Source organism: Alistipes onderdonkii, assembly GCF_025145285.1.
In the GTDB taxonomy this organism is placed as follows: domain Bacteria; phylum Bacteroidota; class Bacteroidia; order Bacteroidales; family Rikenellaceae; genus Alistipes; species Alistipes onderdonkii.
In genome coordinates, this window is record NZ_CP102251.1 from 1,084,198 (window position 1) to 1,101,218 (window position 17,021).

Genomic DNA, 17,021 nt, shown 5'->3' on the forward strand with positions numbered 1-17,021 from the left:
AATACGAAAAAAACGTATCTTTGCCATATGCTAACGGAATTCATCCGATACCTCAGCGCCGAACGGCGTTACTCCCCGCTCACCGTCCGCAATTACAAACACGACGTCGGGCAGTTCCTGGCATGGCTGGATTTCGACGAGGCGCGCTCCGACCCGCGCAGCATCACCACAGACCAAGTGCGCGAATGGATCATCCACCGCACGGAGGAAGGCAAGATCGGCGCGGCGTCGATGAACCGCGAAATCGCCTCAATCCGCACCCTCTTCCGGTGGCTGCTCCGCACGGGGGCCATCGAAAAAGACATCTGCCGAACAATCCCCTCGCTCAAGACCTCGCGCCGCCTGCCGGCCTTCATCCCCGAGAGCCGCATGACGGCCATCGTCAGCGAATGCGAAGAGGCGGACGGGGATTTCGAAACGGCACGCAACTCGCTCGTCATCCTGATGTTCTACGCCTGCGGCCTGCGCCTTGCCGAGCTGGTCGGCATCGACCGCGACGACTTCTCGGCCGACTACGCCTCGCTGCGGGTACGGGGCAAGGGAGACAAGCAGCGGATGGTACCGATCCTCGAATTCGTACGCGAAAAGATTTTAAGTTACCTCGACCTAATTGCGAGGCAAAATATTTGCAATTCTGAGGAAAAAGCACTATTTTTAACACACAAAGGAAAGCGCATATCGCGGAGCGTCGTTTACCGCATGGTACGGGCGGAACTGACCCGTGCGGGCGTACAGGGCAAGAAAAGCCCCCATGTGCTCCGCCATACGTTTGCGACGCACCTGCTGAACGGCGGAGCCGATATGCGCGAGATCCAGGAGCTTCTGGGACACGCTTCGTTACAGGCCACGCAGGTCTATACGCACAACAGCATCGCCAGGCTCCGGGAGATATACGCAAAGGCCCATCCCCGGGAAAAGGGAGGGAAGTGATTAACTTTTATAAACTGTAAGGCTATGAACGTACAGATTCAATCCGTGAAATTCGACGCCGACAAACGGCTGGTCGAATTCGTCGAGAACAAGATGGACAAACTCGACCGCTTCGCAGAGCGTTCGACGGGTGCCGAGGTCATTCTCAGACTCGATAAAGACTTTGAAAAGGGAAACAAGATAGCAACGGTCACACTCCACATGCCGGGCGAAGACCTGGTGGCATGCCACCAGTCCAGATCGTTCGAAGAATCGGTGGACGAGGCGATCGATGCCATCAAGCGCCAGCTGGACAAATTCAAAGGCAAACTGGAAAAGTAACCCCACCAACCAACCAATAACCTAAAACGAAGCCGCAGCCGCCCCTCATGAGGCGGCTGCGGTAATTTTCAGCCCGGCGGTTTGCAGCGGGCGCAACTCCGGCTGACGGGTTCCTGCTGACGATTTCCGCCCGGCGGCATGCCGTCCTGCACTTTCTGCCGGCTTGTCTTAGAGAGCCTCCGGCCCGGCTGTTCATCAGCGGCAACATACCGCCGTCTCTCCCAGATGCCCGCCCGGCAATTTCCGACCGGCGGCTTCCTGCTCCGGCAATTTGCCAGCCCCGGCCGACTGTCCTGCACCGCCCCCCCCACACAAGACTGCAAACGGACGGCAGCCGGAAACAGGAAACGGCCGCACTTGCGTGCGGCCGTTCGGAAGCCTTGTAGTGGATAGGGGATTCGAACCCCTATGTCGTGCGTGAGAGGCACGTATCCTAACCCTTAGATGAATCCACCGTGTCGGTTTTGTGGTGCAAAGATAACGCCTTCTTTGAAAACTGCAAAATTTTCCTGCAAAAACTATGATTTTTTTTCATAATGCACACAGCTACACGCATTTTAGCTATCTTTACACGAAATACAACACGTCCCGACAAATGAAACGCATCAAAACAGCAATCCTGCTCGCAACAGCAGCGGTGGCAGTCACGGCCTGCAACAGGAAGCCCGTCGTTCCGGAATTCGGCATGTTGCCGATCGACACGCTGCTCGGCACACAAGACAACGGCTGCAACATAGAATACCGCTTTGCCACGATCGGCAATGCCGGAAAATCGGCGGCACTGGAGGCCATCGAAAAAGCGAATATCGAATATTTCTTCGAGTTGGAGGAGTTCGCCGGTACGGCACGCCAGGCCGCGGACTCGGCCATCCTGCAGGTCGCCGCGGACATCGTACTGCCCGAAGGGATGTCACAGGGCATAGGCGCCTACGAAATCTCCGTCGAAAGCGAAGGCTCCGTGCAGGACACGCTCGTTACCTACTCGATCTCCCGGTGGAGTTTCACGGGCGGAGCGCACGGCATGTACGGCATCGAATACCATACCTATTCGATCACAGACGGATACGAACTCTCGCTGGCAGACCTGTTCACGGCCCCGCAATTGCTCGGCATGGAGAAACTGCTCCGCGAGAAACTCTACGCCCAATACGGGACGGACAACGACGAAGGGCTGGCCGAACAGGGCTTCTTCCCGGAATACATCGCCCTGACGGAAAATTTCCAGATCACTCCCGAAGGCATCACCTTCTATTACAACCCTTACGCGATCGGATGCTATGCACTCGGGGCCGTCGAAGTGGCGATAGGCCGCGAGGAGCTGGAGCAGTTCTGACATCCGGGCGGGACGCCGCCCCGGCGTATCCGGGCTCACGCCTCCTACATTCCCGGAACCCGCACCCCGGGACAATAAAAAAAGGCCGGAGTCTCACGACTCAGACCTTTTTCTTTTGTCGGGGAACCACCCCCTTCAAAAATGAGGTACAATCGGAGGTATTCGACTTTCGGACGAGCACCGCCCTTCGAGTCTTAGTAACGGATTGCCGCTACAACCTGCCGATTTCCTCAACCAACCTAAAACTACTAACCTAAATGAACCTTAAAACTTCACTACAAAGATACGTGCCATTTTTGAATTATGCAAATATTTTACGAATATATTAAATATATTTAACAATTTGATAACATTAGCCCGTCAAAAAGGGCTCAGGAGGCTTCCAGGAAGCATTCGGGCAGAATGTTAAAGATAACGGAACGCCCTTCGGCGACAAAAAACCGGGGTTTGGAAAAGCTTATTTCAGGTAGAGCACCATGCTCCCGATGCTGACAAAATTCTAAAATCCGCACCGTCGGCCGGGAGGGGAAGGGCACAAAAAAAAGGAAACCCGGTATTCCGATGGAATACCACAGTTTCCTCACCAACCTAAAACTACTAACCTAAATGAACCTTAAAACTTCACTGCAAAGATAAGGTGAAAAAACATGCCGTGCAAGTTTTTATTAAAAAAATTTTCGAATTTTTTGATATTTTTTAATAAGTCGCTTACATTCAGTTATCTAATAACATGTAAACATGCAAGATAGCCGGGTACCGCCCATCCCGGGTGATCGAAAATATTTTTTCATATTCTGCGCAGTATTCCCCTCCGGCGCACATTTATATAAAACGGAACACGATAAAAATGGAGTGCACATACCCTGAGCGGGGATAAATCACTACCTTTGTACGATGGACAAGAAGCTACGCGTTACCCTGAACGTGAGAATACAGCATCCCGGCAGCGGGATGCCGCGGCAGGAATTTTGCGGCCGGTTGCGTACGGCCGCAGCGACAACGACGTCTAAAACCCTAATTTACCAATGACGGTATCACTGATCATCTCCACCTACAACTGGCCGCGGGCCCTCTACCTGTGCCTGGACAGCGTAATGCAACAAACGGCCATGCCCACGGAAATCCTGATCGCCGACGACGGCTCGGGTATCAGCACCCGCGATGTCGTCCGCCATTTCGAGGCGGTGTCGCCCGTCCCCATCCGGCATATCTGGCACGAGGACAAGGGGTTCCGCCTTGCCATGATCCGCAACAAAGCCATCGCGGCGAGCCGCTGCGAATACATCATACAGATCGACGGCGACCTGATCCTGCAACGCAACTTCATCCAGGATCACATGATCTTCGCACAACGGGGCTGCTACGTCACCGGGTCGCGGGGCATCATCACCGAAATGCTCACCCGCAAGGTGCTCAGCGGGGAGATCACCTCGCTCACGCCGCTGATGCGGGGCGTACGCAACAGCAACAACGTCATCCGCATCCCGCTCATGGCATTCCTCTACCGGACGCTGGGCCCCACCCGCTTCGTCAAAGGCTGCAACATGGCCTTCTGGCGCAACGACCTGATCCGCGTCAACGGTTACGACGAATCGTTCTGCGGCTGGGGACGCGAAGATTCCGAACTGGCGATCCGCCTCGACAACAGCGGCGTGCGCCAGCGGTGCATGAAGTTTCGCGGCGTGGTCTTCCACCTCCACCACGGCAAATGCGAGCGCAACAGCCTCTCGGCCAACGAGGAACGTTACCAGCAAACCATCCGTGAACACCGCACCCGCTGCGAAACCGGGCTTGCACGCCACTTGGCAACAACGGAACAGACCCGCGTCCCCGAAACCGAGGTAAAAATCCCCGTTCCCGCCGGCACGGGCCATTGAGCCCGGGACAGAAACATCCGGCTCTGGAAACGGCATCCATAAACGTCAGTACCGCCCCGGTCGGGGCGGCACTGACGTTTTCTATCGGCGGCGGAATTTTTCCAGCAGGGGATAATAATGCAACTGCCGACGCAGTTTCCATTTGCGCACCAGGTTCAGGGGCTTGCGTTTCAGCCCCGCATGCCCCCGCACGATATAATCGTCCACGGCATCGAGCACCCGCGCCGAACAGCGGCAGTCGCGGTGCGGTTCGTGGTGCATGGTGTAGCTGCGGATCTCCCCCATCAACCCCTCCGGCCGCGTCAGGGCACGCTCGATGGCCGGGCCGACGGCCTCCGGCGTATCGACGTCGATCAGATGGGGCCCCGGATGCGAATTGCGGAACGTCACGACCGGCTTGTCGAGGAACATGAATTCGAGGATGATCGACGAGCTGTCGCACAACATCACGTCGGCCTGCTGCAGAAGCGGCATCTTGTCGGAACCCTCATAAAATATGACGTTCTCGTTCTCCTCCGCAATACGTTTATAGCCGGCTATGATCCCGGGGTCGGTCAGCTTGGGATGGAACGTAATGACCCAGTCCCACGGATGGGTTTTGGCCAGACGGTCGATCTCCGTCATCAGATGGGGCGCCGAACAGACATTGCGCGTGAAGGTCGGGGGGTAAAGAATCACCGGATGGTCATTCTGCGGTTTGCGCTGCACTTCGGGCGAGAAATAGGTGTCGGCTTTGGGCCAGCCGGTCTCGTAGACCCGGAAGAAGCCGTATTTCTTTTCCAGTTCCTTGAAATAAGGCGTGCTGCTCGGCCCCTGCGTACAATAGATGTCGAACCATCCGCGCACCGTGAAGTGGTCGTCGACGGCCTCGATCCGCTTCTGAATCGCATAGCCGTGGAAAAGCGCCACCTTCACGCCCGGGATAAAATCGGGGATATAATTGCCCGGTGCAAAAACCGCGACCGGGTTATAAGCGACCGCCTCCCGGATTGTCCCCAACCGCACCTCGCCTTCTTCGAGCACGACGGGACACCCCTCTTCGATAAACCAGGCCGCCTCGCCTCCGCGGCGGCGGATTTCATGTTCCAAAGGCCTCAGGATCGAATAGGCATAAGGCAAAGTAACGTACAACAGGTATCTTTTCATCGTTCCAGGTTTAGGTTACAACATTCAGCGGTTCAGTGCGCCAGCCGCCGCTTCAGGCTCTTTCCCCAGCGCATCAGGGTCGAGACGGCGAGCACCCCGGGGCGCATCCACCGCCGCCTGTCCATTCTCAGCAGCAACCGGTCGCAACGGCTGAAGAACCCTCCCAACTCCGCGCGGTAGCGTCCGGCCTCCGCATTGATCCCGCGGGCAAACTCCGTACCGCCGGCCCACGGGTTGTGGCTCTTGCGCAGGTAGACCAGGTACCAGCGCATTTTGTTGAGCAGCAGGTAGAACTCCAGCCGGTCGCCGAGGATATCCCGGTGCCGCACCAGCTCGGCACGCACCGCCTCGCTGAATTTAACGCAGTAGCCGATATCGAGCGGCGAACGGTTGGCCGACCCGCCGCGCTGCACATACCCGTAGCCCACGTAGTCGATAAACCGGACGCGCGGCTGCTGGCAGCCGATCTGGATGTTGAGCAGGCTGTCTTCCCCCAGCCGCAGCGGATAATGGCGCAGCTCCTTTTCGAACAACGCCCGGCGATAGAGCCGCCCCCACACGGTCACGGAAATGGCATGGTAGAGCGACGCAACGAGGAAATCCAGCCCTTGCATGTCCGATGTGCGCATCTCGCGCCTGGGCGCTTCGTAGGTCTTGCAGATACGTTTGTAATCGCAGCATACGATATCGTACCCACCGTTTTCCCCGATGGCCGCCACCAGTTTCTCCAGCATGCGGGAGTCCCAGACGTCGTCGCCGTCGAGAAAACAGATGTAGTCGCCCTGCGCATGGCGGATACCCGTCTCACGGGCCCTGGCAGTTCCCTGGTTGACAGTCCTTACGACGACGATGCGCGCGTCGCGCTCCGCGTGGCGGCGTGCCACGGCCTGCGAACCGTCCGTCGACCCGTCATCGACGACGATAGCCTCGAAATCCCCGTACGTTTGCCGTCCGACCGAATCGAGGCAGGTATCGAGATAGTTTTCCAGGTTGTAAACCGGAATAATGACCGATACCGCGGGCTTTGATTTTTCCCTTTCCTCCATCTATGCAATCCAATTTATCGCTTTCACGATCCGGCTGCCGGCTCCGTCGTAAAAATCCATGTTTCTGTATAATATCCCTTTATCGTGCCAGACGCCGCCGCAAACTGGTACGCCAGCGCAATCCTGTCGTCAGCATGACGACGACCGGGCGCATGACCCGGTAACGGTCGAGATCCAGCAAAAGCATCCGTGCCCGCGAATAGCGCGCCCTGAGCTCGTCCCGGTAACGGCCGGCCGATTCGCGCAGGTCGCAGACAAACGGCCGGTTCCCGACCCACGGGCTGCGGCTTTTGCAGACATAGACCGAATACCAGCGCACCTTATTCAGCAGCGCATAAAATTCGGCCTGCCCCCGAAGCGATTCGCCGTGCCGTTGTAACTCCCGTTCCACAATACTACAAAATAAGCAGCAGTAATCAAAATCGAAACTTCGGTGATTGGACGACGACGGCCGCTGTACGTAATCATATCCGACGTAATCGATGAAATGAACGCGGGGAAGGCGGCAGGCGATCTGGATGTTGATCATCGTATCCTGCCCCAGCCGCAACGGATGGTGGTTCAGTCCGTTATCGAAAAGTTCCCGCCGATAGAGTTTGCCCCAGAGGGTCACCCAGATCGAATGGCGAAGCGTCGCCTCGAGGAACTCGAGCCCTTCCATATCCTCCGTCCGGGATTCACGGTAGATCGCCTGGTAGGTCTTGCAGACCCGCTTGAAATTACAGCATACGATATCGTACCCGCCATTCTGCCCGATCGAGGCGGTCATCTCCTCCAACATGCGCGGCTCCCAAAAATCGTCGCCGTCGAGGAAAGCGATGTATTTTCCCTGCGCCCGGGCAATACCCGTCTCGCGGGCACGCGCAACGCCCCGGTTCGGGGTGCTCACCACGATGATCCGCGGATCGCGCTCAGCATAGCGACGCAGAAGCCCGGGCGTACCATCCGTGGAACCGTCGTCCACGACGATGGCCTCGAAATTCCCGAGTGTCTGCGCCAAAACCGATTGCAGGCACGTATCGAGATACCCTTCCAGATTGTAAGCGGGGATGATTACAGAGACCTCGGGAGAGGGTAACTTGCTTAAAGATTCGTTCATTTATTTTATGTAGTTTGTTACTGCTTCTGCGATACGTTCGCCGTCCAGGGCGGCAGAGATGATGCCCCCGGCGTAACCGGCACCTTCACCTGCGGGGAAGAGCCCCGCGGTTTGGGGATGCATGAGCGTCACGGGGTCGCGCGGAACCCGGACGGGCGACGAGGTGCGCGACTCGACGCCCACCACGATGGCTTCGTTCGTCACAAATCCCCGCATCCGCCGCCCGAAGGTGGCGATCCCCCGGCGCAGCCCCTCGCCGATAAACGAGGGCATCCACTCGTCGAGCCGCGAAGGGATAATACCGGGGATATAGGAGGTCTTGGGCAAAGCCGCGCTGGGGCGTCCGGCTACGAAATCGGCGACGCGCTGCGCCGGGGCGACCTGATGCTCGCCGCCGTGCTGCCGGGCCAGCTCTTCGAACTGCTGCTGGAACTTTAACCCGGCCAGCTCGCCCCATTCCGCACGCAGGTGCTCGAAATCCGCGGGCCGCACTTCGGTCACCATGCCCGAATTGGCATAGGGTGACGTGCGGCCGCTGGGCGACATGCCGTTGACCACCGACTGCGCGGCATCGGTCATGGCCGGAACGATGAACCCGCCGGGGCACATGCAAAACGAGTAGACCCCGCGGCCGGCCTCCTGGCTCACCAGCGAATAAGCCGCCGCCGGAAGGTATTCGCCCCGCGTCGGGCAGTGGTACTGGATCGAGTCGATCAACGCCTGCGGATGCTCGATACGCACGCCCATGGCAAAGGCCTTCGCCTCGACGCGCACGCCCCTGCGGTAAAGCAGCTCGTAAATATCGCGTGCCGAATGTCCCGTGGCCAAAACCACGGCCGCCCCTTCGACAAACGTGTCGCCGCACCGCACGCCCCGGATACGGCCGTTGCGGATTTCAAGATCCGTAACGCGGCTACCGAACACGAACTGGCCGCCCGAGCCAAGGATCGTCTGCCGGATATTTTGCATGATGCGCGGCAACTTGTCGGTTCCGATATGCGGATGAGCTTCATAGAGGATTTCGGGCGTGGCGCCATGGAACACCAGCGTCTGCAACGCCTTGTTATAATCACCGCGCTTCTTGCTGCGTGTGAAGAGTTTGCCGTCCGAAAAAGTCCCCGCACCGCCCTCGCCGAAAGCGTAGTTCGAATCGGGATCGACCGCCCCGTTGCGGTTGATCTGCGCAATGTCGACCTTGCGCGCTGAAACGTCGCGCCCCCGCTCCAGGATAACGGGCTTCAGTCCCAGCTCGATCAGCCGCAGCGCCGCGAAAAGCCCTGCCGGGCCCGACCCCACGACTACGACCTCGGTATGTCCCGACACGTCGGGATAATCGAAATGCACGGGTGCGGGCTGCGGCTCCTGGTCGACATAGACCTCCAGCGTCAGGTTGACCTTCGGTTGCCGCTGCCGGGCGTCGATCGAGCGTTTGACGACCCTCACCAAGGCAATATCGTGCTCCGGCACACCCAGACGCCGCGCGGCAAGCGAAGTGTAATACTTCGCGTCGGCAGCCTGGCGGGGCGTTAAAACGAGTGCGACATTCTGCGGCATAAGCGGATAAATTGCCTACAAAAGTAAATAAAAAAGGCTTATAATCCCCCGCTCCGGATTGTGAATTGTGAATTTTTATATACCTTTGCACATAGCGAGCGGATATGGTGTAATTGGTAGCCACGTCAGACTTAGGATCTGATGCCTTACCGGCGTGGGGGTTCGAGTCCCTTTATCCGCACAAAGGAGCCTTTTTCCGAGGCTCCTTTTTTGTTGCCCCGCCCGGTTGCAAAAAGAGGAAAACCAACTGTATATCACCATTTTGCAAAGGCTTTGACCGATTCCCCGAACCGGAAGCGGAAAGCAGTTCGCGGCAAACTCGCGGGAGCACGAAAGGGAACGGAGCCGAAAAACGGGCCGCTCAGCGAAATTTGCTCCCGAATATAGATACAATGCGTTGTTTTTCTACGTTTTACACCGTAATAATTCTCTCTTGCAGGCGTTTTGTTAACCCCAAAATTTCAACGTCATGAGACAAGAGACATTTGCCATTCTTTTCCTGATGCGGAAAGGGCGGCCGAAAAAGAACGGGCTCGCGCCCATCTTCGCACGCATTACGACCGGAGGGCTCCGGCAGGAGGTCTACACCCAGTGCGACAGCAATCCCGAAACGTGGAACCAGCACAAGGAACGCGCGATGGGAACGAACAAGCTGGCCATTCAGGTCAACGAACGACTGAACGATTTCCGCGTAAAAATCATCGACATCCGCTCCAAACTGCTGGCCGAGGGCTATGCGGCCAATGCCGCGCAGATCAAACAGCGCTACCTGAACCCGACGTGCAACACGATGATGCTCATTGCGGGCCTTACCGACTATGTGAAGCGGCGGCAGGCCGAAGTGGGCGTGCGCATCACGCAGCGCACGGCAGACAAATACGAGCGGCTGCTGCGCTATCTCAAACAGTATCTCGCCCAACGCGGCAAAGCCGAGGACATTCCCGTCGAACGGATGAACTACGAGTTTCTGGACGGCTTCAACCTCTTCCTGCAAACCGCCCACCGCTGCCGCCACAACGGGGCGGTCGCCGTGATGGACTGTCTGCGCAACTTTGTCCTCTACTGCCTGCGCAACGAGTGGATTACGAAAAACCCGTTCCGCTACTACAAACTCAAAGAGGACGAGGTGCAGGCCAAAGAGCACCTCACGGCGCATGAACTGGAACTGCTGACCCGCAAGGAGCTCGACCGCCGGTTGGCCCGCATCCGCGACGTCTTCGTCTTCTGCTGCCTGACGGGGCTGGCATTCGCCGACGCCGACCACCTGCGGCGCGAGCACCTCTCGCAGGACGACGAGGGGCGCTGGTGGATTCACAAACCCCGCGAGAAAACCTCCGTGATGAGCCGCATCCCGCTGCTTCCGGCCACGCTCGAAATCCTGCGCCGCTACGAGCACGACGAAGTATGCGTCGCACGATCACGGGTGCTCCCCACGCCGAGCAACCAGAAGATGAACGCCTACATGAAGGAGATCGCGGCCGTGTGCGGCATCGACAAGGTGCTGACCACCCACTGCGCACGCCACACCTTCGCCTGCATGGCCGTCGAGTACGGCATGCCGATCGATGTGCTGGCCAAGATTCTCGGCCACTCGAACACCAACATGACGCGCCACTACGCCAAATTCTCCGAGACGGTCATCGGCCGCGAGATGGAAGCGTTCGGCGAGCGGCTGGCGTCGGCTACTTGATACCTGAAAGGATTCGGCCAAAAGCGCCCCTCGGATGAGGGGCGCCGACGCCTATCGCTGGCTCTCTTCAATCAGAGAGTTGCGCAGCAGATCCAGAAACCGTGTCAGCCGCAACTTGCGGTTGATGACCCCACGGCGGCACTGGATGGGATTGTTGATACGGACATTGAACATCCACGAGAACAGCTCGACCAACTGTTCCACATTGGCACGGGTACCGTCGATACGCCGTCCCACGCCGGCAGTATGCAACGCCGTAATCAGCTCCATGAGATCCGTCGGCGTGAACGGCTCGGCCAGATAGAGCGCCGAGCGGGGTTTTTCGGGTTCCCGCAACCGGTTCATGACCGCAGAATGCTCGATACGCAGATGGACCATCCGCATCTCAAATTCCAGATGTGAGACGGCTCCTTCCCAAAGCGCGACAAGCGCCGCCGGACGCGGATCGTGCATTATTACGGGATTACATGACAGGAATTGCGTTCAGGGACAACAGACAAATGTCCACGGGGGCAAATATGCCAGTCGGCAGAAAACGTAAATCATCACTCAAATATCAAAGATTTTTATTTCAGATTGATACATTTAAAACATTAAATTTCAATAAATCTTGCTAAAACATGCAATTGTCTGAATGCTTATATTGCAGTTCTCGTAGAAATATTCTAAAAAAAGATAGGATGGTTTTAACCATCCTATCCCAGTGAGCAATCTCGTAATTTTGAACTTTTTATTTTAATGTTTTAACACATTATAGATAAGAGATTTTCACTCGAAATTATTTGTCGGTTGACAAATGCCTTCCACACTTTGAAGCGTTACTGGTCTGACCGTTATTAGCGTTTCAACCACATCTTCTTGTCCTTACCTTACACTTAATGCCGGAGCGGCACGAATATTACAGATTATAGCATTCGCCTCATTTCCAGAGAAAACTCGGCACGGGATGTTCGGGCATTGCGCACGTCATCCGGAATGATCGTCCGGGAATATACGCTGGTTTCGGCCGGCTCGGTTCGGGTGGTCATCGTCAGGGTGTTCCCGCCATTCGTCAACTCGAAATCGTAGCCGTTGCCCCAGCTCTCGCCGTCGTCGTACACTCCGGTCAGCCGGGATCCGTCGATCGAATAACGCCCGGTGTATTTGGTGTAGTTCGATGTTTCGACCTTCTGATAAAGTCCGAATGTCGCTGCCGAAGTGAATTCTACGTATACCTCAAATCCTTCGGGAGCATTCTCTGACCAAGAAGTAAGGCGCCATTCGCCTACGATTTCCGACTGAATGTTGGGGGCATCGTCGTCATCCGAACAGCTTGCGGCGAAAATGCCGAGCAGGGAGAAAACGAGCAGATGATAAAGATGTTTTTTCATTGCAAGCACTGTTTTTATAACCAACCTCCGTTTGCTGCGCCGGCCGAACGGGCGATGACGGCGAATTCCTTGGTGATGACCATGCCGCCCATCACGACGCCCGTTCCAGGTTTCGTACCGCCGGCTATCGCCGAAACCTTGATTTTGGCCGATCCGGGTTTCGTGCATTTGATCATCAGTTTTCCATTATACATTTTAGGAGCCGCCTTGATGCCAAGCTTTTCCATATCCTTGGCCGACATCTGGATATCGGTATAGGTAAGGTCTTCGGCACCCTGTCCGAAATGCTGCGTCAGCGGAATGAGCTGCACCTCGCCCAATGCGACCTGCAGACAAGGCGTTCCTTCAATCTGCATGAGCAGCTGATAGGCATCGGTAATGCCGGTGCCCATTTTGCCGCGGTAAATCGACACGTCGGCGATCGTAGCTTTCGAGCCTTCGCCCAGCCGGGAGTCGATTTCATTGACCGAGGTGAGCAGCATGGTCTTGAATTCGTCGAGCGAGTATCTCTTCCCTTTCTCCAGGGCATAGGAGAGGCCGAGTGCGGCTACGCCCGAGACGTGCGGGCAAGCCATCGAGGTTCCCTGCATGTAGCCGTAATCCGCTCCGTTGCTCGTTTCGGAGCAGAGCGTCGAAAGGACGCCGGCTTTCTCCCCACCGCTCAAACCGCTCGTTTCGCCGCCGGGAGCCGCGATATTACAGCCGGAACCGTAGTTGGTATAATTGGCTGGCAGGTAGTCGGGCGAGAACGAGGTGACGGAGATATAATCACGATAGCCTGCCGGATAGCCGGACATGGCTGTCGATTCGTTGCCGGCGGAAAAAATGATCAGTCCGCCGTCGAGGGCCTCGCAGTTCTTCTGGGCGGCGAAGTACTGAAGCGCCTCGTAATCCATCGGCGATTGTTTGATGAACATGTTGTCCGACGTGTATATTCCAGCCTTGATGCCCCACGAGCACTGGAGGATGGAGGCACCGTGATCCGCGGCGTATTTTACGGCACGGCTCGACACGAGGGCGTCACCCGTCAGGTCTCCCGAGAAGATCTGGCACGACATGAGACGCACACCGTCTCCCTTGCCCGTACCTCCGGCCACGCCGCAGACGCCGATGCCGTTGTTATTGACGGCGGCTACCGTGCCCGCAACGTGCGTTCCGTGTCCCGAATCGCCCTTCTGACCCCATGAAATGGGACCGTCGGCAGCGAAGTTCCATCCGTGAATGTCCTGGTTCTTGTATTCGGGCGAAGGGTTCGGATTGATCCACATGTTGGCCGCCAGATCCGGATGAGTGTATTTCACCCCTTCGTCCACGATGGCGACGATGACTTCGGGATTACCTGCCGTGAGCTTCCATGCGTCGGCCACATTGATGTCGGCTCCGGCCACCGATGTAGTGGCAACGGCCTGGTCGGCATTGTTGATGTAATGCCACTGCCAGAAAAGATTCGGGTCGTTGAAATCCGCTGTAACCAAAGCGCGGGTCTGGCCGTTCGCCGTTGCTTGGAACGGATAGGTTTTGCAGTCGGAAGCCCGGTAGAGACGGGTGCGGAACTGTACTTTCGAGATTTCGGCGACACCCGCGAGTCTCTCCGCCGCCTTGTCGAGATCCTCCTCCGATGCGAACCGGAGCACATACCATCTGTGAAGCCCTGCCGCACGGGTGCGGGCCTCGTGTTCGCCGGCTTCGGGGAAGACGCGCTCCAGCGAGGTGACATGCAGGTCGTTCAGGATGTCATCGACGGATTCGATGCCCGAACGGGTCAGCGCCGAACGGGTCTTGGCCGCATTCAACGCATTCTGTTCGAGACTGGGAATGGCTTCTTCGCCGAATTTTACGATGAGCGAACCGGCCACGGCGTCGTCCGACGTATTGCAGATTTTGCCCGAAGTCTCGATTTCGGGAGCGGAATCCCCGCGGTTCGGTATCTCCTGCATGGGATCCGTCGAGCAGGCGGCCAGCAGCAGGGAAGCGAAAATCAGGAGTTTCGTTTTGTTATGCATATATCATGCTGATTTTTGAGTCCGGCAGGTTGTTTTTGGCTTGGAAAGAAGGGAGAGGCCGGCACTTGCCGGACGACCGGCCTCTCCCGATCCAATATTACTTGAGCGTGATTTCGGCAACGGCCGTTTTCCGGAAGCGGAGTTCCGATCCCGAACCGTTCGCACGCTGCACAGCGTCGCTGAATCCGACCGTAGCCCTTACGGCTTTCGTTTCAGGAGCCGATGCGGGCAGGAATCCTTTCGCATAGTCGGTCGGTACGGTTTTGACGGAACCGCGTCCTGTGGAAACGGAGAATTCAAGCCGTTCGACGTAATTCCGTGGCTGCCGGAGCTCTGCGGCCATCTGGCGCAATTCTGCGATCCGCTCTGCCGCCAGTTCGGGAATGCCGCCCATATCCTTGGCGGGATCGACGAGCAGCATGTCCGTAAGGATCGAATAGGGGGTCGTCGCACTCAACGTATACAGATAACGGAACGTGGCTCCCTGCTCGACATAGTTCGGGGTGGGCACGAAATAGATGTAACCGTCGGCCACGGCGCCTCCGATGAACGGATAATTGACCGCATAGAGGGCTCCGGGGTTCTCCTCCGAGACGCAGCCGGCGAGGATGTCCTCTCCGTTGATGACACCGATCGGCGTTTGCGAAAGAAGCGGGGAGATAGCGCCGGTTATGCCTGCGAGCGGAGCAGTGGAGGGAACGTAGACCGCCGGAATCCGACCGCCTTCGTCGAATGTGAGACCGGTAAGCCCAGTAATGGTCAGCAGATCGACCGAACTGTCTGGCGTCGGGTCGTCTTCAATGGTTACCGTACCGATCTTCCGGCGCATCTGCTTTTCATCCATGACGTTGATGGCATAATAGTTCCATTCGGTCGAAATGAGATACTCCTTCGAGGGTTGTTCTTTCTGCGGCAGGAAGTCCGAGTAGAGGAACTCGCTCTCCAATCCCGGGTTGTATTTGCCGGTAGTCTTGATGGATGCCGTGACGAGTTTGCGGACATATCCGTTGTAAGCCAGTCCGGCGAACGTATACTCCGTGTCGCCGTTCAGCCCCGTGAGCATGATGCTGTAATGTCCGCCGTTGATGGCATCGAGCTGCTCTTTGGTGAAATCCTTGCCCATCTGCTGGAGGAAAGCCGTCATGTCCAGTCCCTGGATGGCTTTCGTCTTGAAGACACCGTATTTGACGGATTCTATTTCCTCGCCGTAGGCCCAGAATTTCGCCGCATTGTCCGTCGTAATGCCTTGTCCCGCGAATTCGTTCGTGGCTTCGAGCCCGATGTTGAGAATGACGGAAACCTTGTCCTCGTCGCCCTTGGCGATATATCCGAACGGAATGGAGGCGTAGCCCTGCATTTTCAGATTCTGCGACGCCGTTTCGCCGCCCTCCGGATTCGCCTCTTCGTCCGAACCGTAGATGCAGCCTACAAGCGTGTACTTGCCGGTGCCGCCTTCCAGATCCTGAACGGAAATCGTCCCCGAAACAGTGATCGTCTTGATGAGTTCCGCGGCGATCTTGCCATCGGCCATCTCCTGTGCCTTGAGGCTCGCCTCGCCGTCGCTCAAATTGCCCGTGAAGATCGCATAGCGGAACTCTCGGGTGTCCTCGGAGAGGGTGGCGCCGATTTCGACGACACCGTCTGCGGGTTCGCTTTTGGTGAGGGCCACCGAGTAATCGTAGACCCTGGCTCCGGGAAGCATGATCCGCTGCAGACCGTTTGCGTTGGCATAGAAGAATTTTCCGGCATATTCACCTTCGCTCGGTTCGAGCACGATACCCTGCGCCGGGAAGGTAATCACGCCGTTATTGAGCGTGCCATATTGTCCGGCTGATTCGTCCATGGCGAAATTTTCCGGTGTCTGCGATGCGATGTACCACTCACCCATATCGGAAAAGAGGGTCAGACCGGTCGATTGGTAGGGATAATAGACCTTGTTCGGATCCGAGGCATCGACATAGGTCCAGACGTTGCGGTTCTCGTGGTTTACCTGTCCTCCGGCGAAGATGTTCATCAGCTCCGGAGTGTAGGCTTTCATGCGGTAATAGCCCTTCTTGTCCGAACGCTCGTAGATTTCGAGTTCGATTTCGGGGTTCGGATTAGCATTGGGGTTGTCTATCGACGCGAAGTTGCCCAGAATGTCGTCGCGGTAGCGGCCTTTGGTCTCACCGGTCTTTTCGTCGGTGACCAATTCCCATTTGGCCAGCACGAGCGATATCGAAAGGTTCACCTTATCGGCACCGTAGATCGAAGCGTAGCGCGGATCTTCGATGTTGATATCGCAAGTGTAGGTCGTACCCATTTGGGCCTTGGGGAAACTGATCGTAAAGGTCGTCTCGTCCTCTCCGGCATCGAATGCGATCGGCTCGACGACGAAAATATCCTCGACGTTGGACTTCACGACGACCGGAACGACGATCGGATCCACGGTGTTGCGCCGTTTGACCGTATAGGTCGCTTCGGTCTGGGTTCCCGGTTCGAACTCCAGATCGGTCCGAGTAGCCTGCTTCTTCGGGAAGTAGACACCGTAGCAATCGGGATTCTCCGCGGTTCCCTGCGTATAGTTCACGTCGTCCTCGCAGCCGGCAAGGACAAGAAGTGCCAGCAGGAACGGTAATATATGCTTGAATGTCTTCACGGTAATTTGCTTTT

The 17,021-nt window shown here is 56.9% G+C and carries 13 protein-coding genes and 2 tRNA genes; 6 read left to right on the forward strand and 9 right to left on the reverse strand.

Features of this window, described 5'->3' with window-relative positions:
* Window positions 1-27: 27 nt before the first annotated feature.
* Together NQ559_RS04555 and hpf are read left to right on the forward strand one after the other, a co-directional pair.
* Window positions 28-930 carry a tyrosine-type recombinase/integrase gene (locus NQ559_RS04555; protein ID WP_018696342.1) on the forward strand — a complete coding sequence of 301 codons (903 nt, stop codon included), beginning with the start codon at window positions 28-30 and terminating at the stop codon, window positions 928-930.
* 24 nt (window positions 931-954) lie between these two features.
* Window positions 955-1,251, forward strand: a complete 297-nt coding sequence (hpf, locus tag NQ559_RS04560) for a ribosome hibernation-promoting factor, HPF/YfiA family (protein WP_018696343.1) — start codon at window positions 955-957, stop codon at window positions 1,249-1,251.
* Window positions 1,252-1,634: 383 nt separating this feature from the next.
* Here the strand turns inward: hpf and NQ559_RS04565 are convergent.
* A tRNA-Glu gene (locus NQ559_RS04565) sits at window positions 1,635-1,706 on the reverse strand.
* Between the two features lie 140 nt (window positions 1,707-1,846).
* Here NQ559_RS04565 and NQ559_RS04570 point away from each other — a divergent pair.
* Together NQ559_RS04570 and NQ559_RS04575 are read left to right on the forward strand one after the other, a co-directional pair.
* Window positions 1,847-2,584, forward strand: coding sequence for an RsiV family protein (locus NQ559_RS04570; RefSeq protein WP_018696344.1), 738 nt, complete (start codon window positions 1,847-1,849; stop codon window positions 2,582-2,584).
* Window positions 2,585-3,609: 1,025 nt separating this feature from the next.
* On the forward strand, window positions 3,610-4,461 hold the full coding sequence (locus tag NQ559_RS04575; protein WP_018696345.1) for a glycosyltransferase family 2 protein: 852 nt from the start codon (window positions 3,610-3,612) through the stop codon (window positions 4,459-4,461).
* A gap of 81 nt (window positions 4,462-4,542) precedes the next feature.
* On the opposite strand, the gene NQ559_RS04580 is transcribed toward NQ559_RS04575, so the two are convergent.
* The 4 genes from NQ559_RS04580 to NQ559_RS04595 all read right to left on the reverse strand — a co-directional run bounded on the left by NQ559_RS04580 (window position 4,543) and on the right by NQ559_RS04595 (window position 9,306).
* Complete coding sequence (locus NQ559_RS04580) at window positions 4,543-5,607, reverse strand: CDP-glycerol glycerophosphotransferase family protein (RefSeq protein ID WP_033395254.1); 1,065 nt, start codon at window positions 5,605-5,607, stop codon at window positions 4,543-4,545.
* A gap of 32 nt (window positions 5,608-5,639) precedes the next feature.
* A complete protein-coding gene (locus NQ559_RS04585; RefSeq protein WP_018696347.1) occupies window positions 5,640-6,653 on the reverse strand; it encodes a glycosyltransferase family 2 protein in 1,014 nt (337 codons plus the stop codon).
* A 79-nt stretch (window positions 6,654-6,732) separates the two neighbouring features.
* A complete protein-coding gene (locus tag NQ559_RS04590) occupies window positions 6,733-7,752 on the reverse strand; it encodes a glycosyltransferase family 2 protein (protein ID WP_018696348.1) in 1,020 nt (339 codons plus the stop codon).
* A complete protein-coding gene (locus tag NQ559_RS04595) occupies window positions 7,753-9,306 on the reverse strand; it encodes an NAD(P)/FAD-dependent oxidoreductase (protein ID WP_018696349.1) in 1,554 nt (517 codons plus the stop codon). It lies immediately after the preceding gene.
* Between the two features lie 98 nt (window positions 9,307-9,404).
* Between NQ559_RS04595 and NQ559_RS04600 the strand changes: the two genes are divergently transcribed.
* Both NQ559_RS04600 and NQ559_RS04605 read left to right on the forward strand, forming a co-directional pair.
* Window positions 9,405-9,487 (forward strand) — tRNA-Leu (locus NQ559_RS04600).
* Between the two features lie 288 nt (window positions 9,488-9,775).
* Window positions 9,776-10,996, forward strand: a complete 1,221-nt coding sequence (locus NQ559_RS04605) for a site-specific integrase (protein WP_018696350.1) — start codon at window positions 9,776-9,778, stop codon at window positions 10,994-10,996.
* 51 nt (window positions 10,997-11,047) lie between these two features.
* Here the strand turns inward: NQ559_RS04605 and NQ559_RS04610 are convergent, their stop codons facing one another.
* The 4 genes from NQ559_RS04610 to NQ559_RS04625 all read right to left on the reverse strand — a co-directional run bounded on the left by NQ559_RS04610 (window position 11,048) and on the right by NQ559_RS04625 (window position 17,007).
* Complete coding sequence (locus tag NQ559_RS04610; RefSeq protein WP_229126874.1) at window positions 11,048-11,380, reverse strand: RteC domain-containing protein; 333 nt, start codon at window positions 11,378-11,380, stop codon at window positions 11,048-11,050.
* 521 nt (window positions 11,381-11,901) lie between these two features.
* Window positions 11,902-12,366 carry a lipocalin-like domain-containing protein gene (locus tag NQ559_RS04615; RefSeq protein WP_014775559.1) on the reverse strand — a complete coding sequence of 155 codons (465 nt, stop codon included), beginning with the start codon at window positions 12,364-12,366 and terminating at the stop codon, window positions 11,902-11,904.
* Window positions 12,367-12,380: 14 nt separating this feature from the next.
* Complete coding sequence (locus NQ559_RS04620; protein WP_018696352.1) at window positions 12,381-14,369, reverse strand: S8 family peptidase; 1,989 nt, start codon at window positions 14,367-14,369, stop codon at window positions 12,381-12,383.
* A gap of 97 nt (window positions 14,370-14,466) precedes the next feature.
* On the reverse strand, window positions 14,467-17,007 hold the full coding sequence (locus tag NQ559_RS04625) for a hypothetical protein (protein ID WP_018696353.1): 2,541 nt from the start codon (window positions 17,005-17,007) through the stop codon (window positions 14,467-14,469).
* Window positions 17,008-17,021 lie beyond the last annotated feature (14 nt).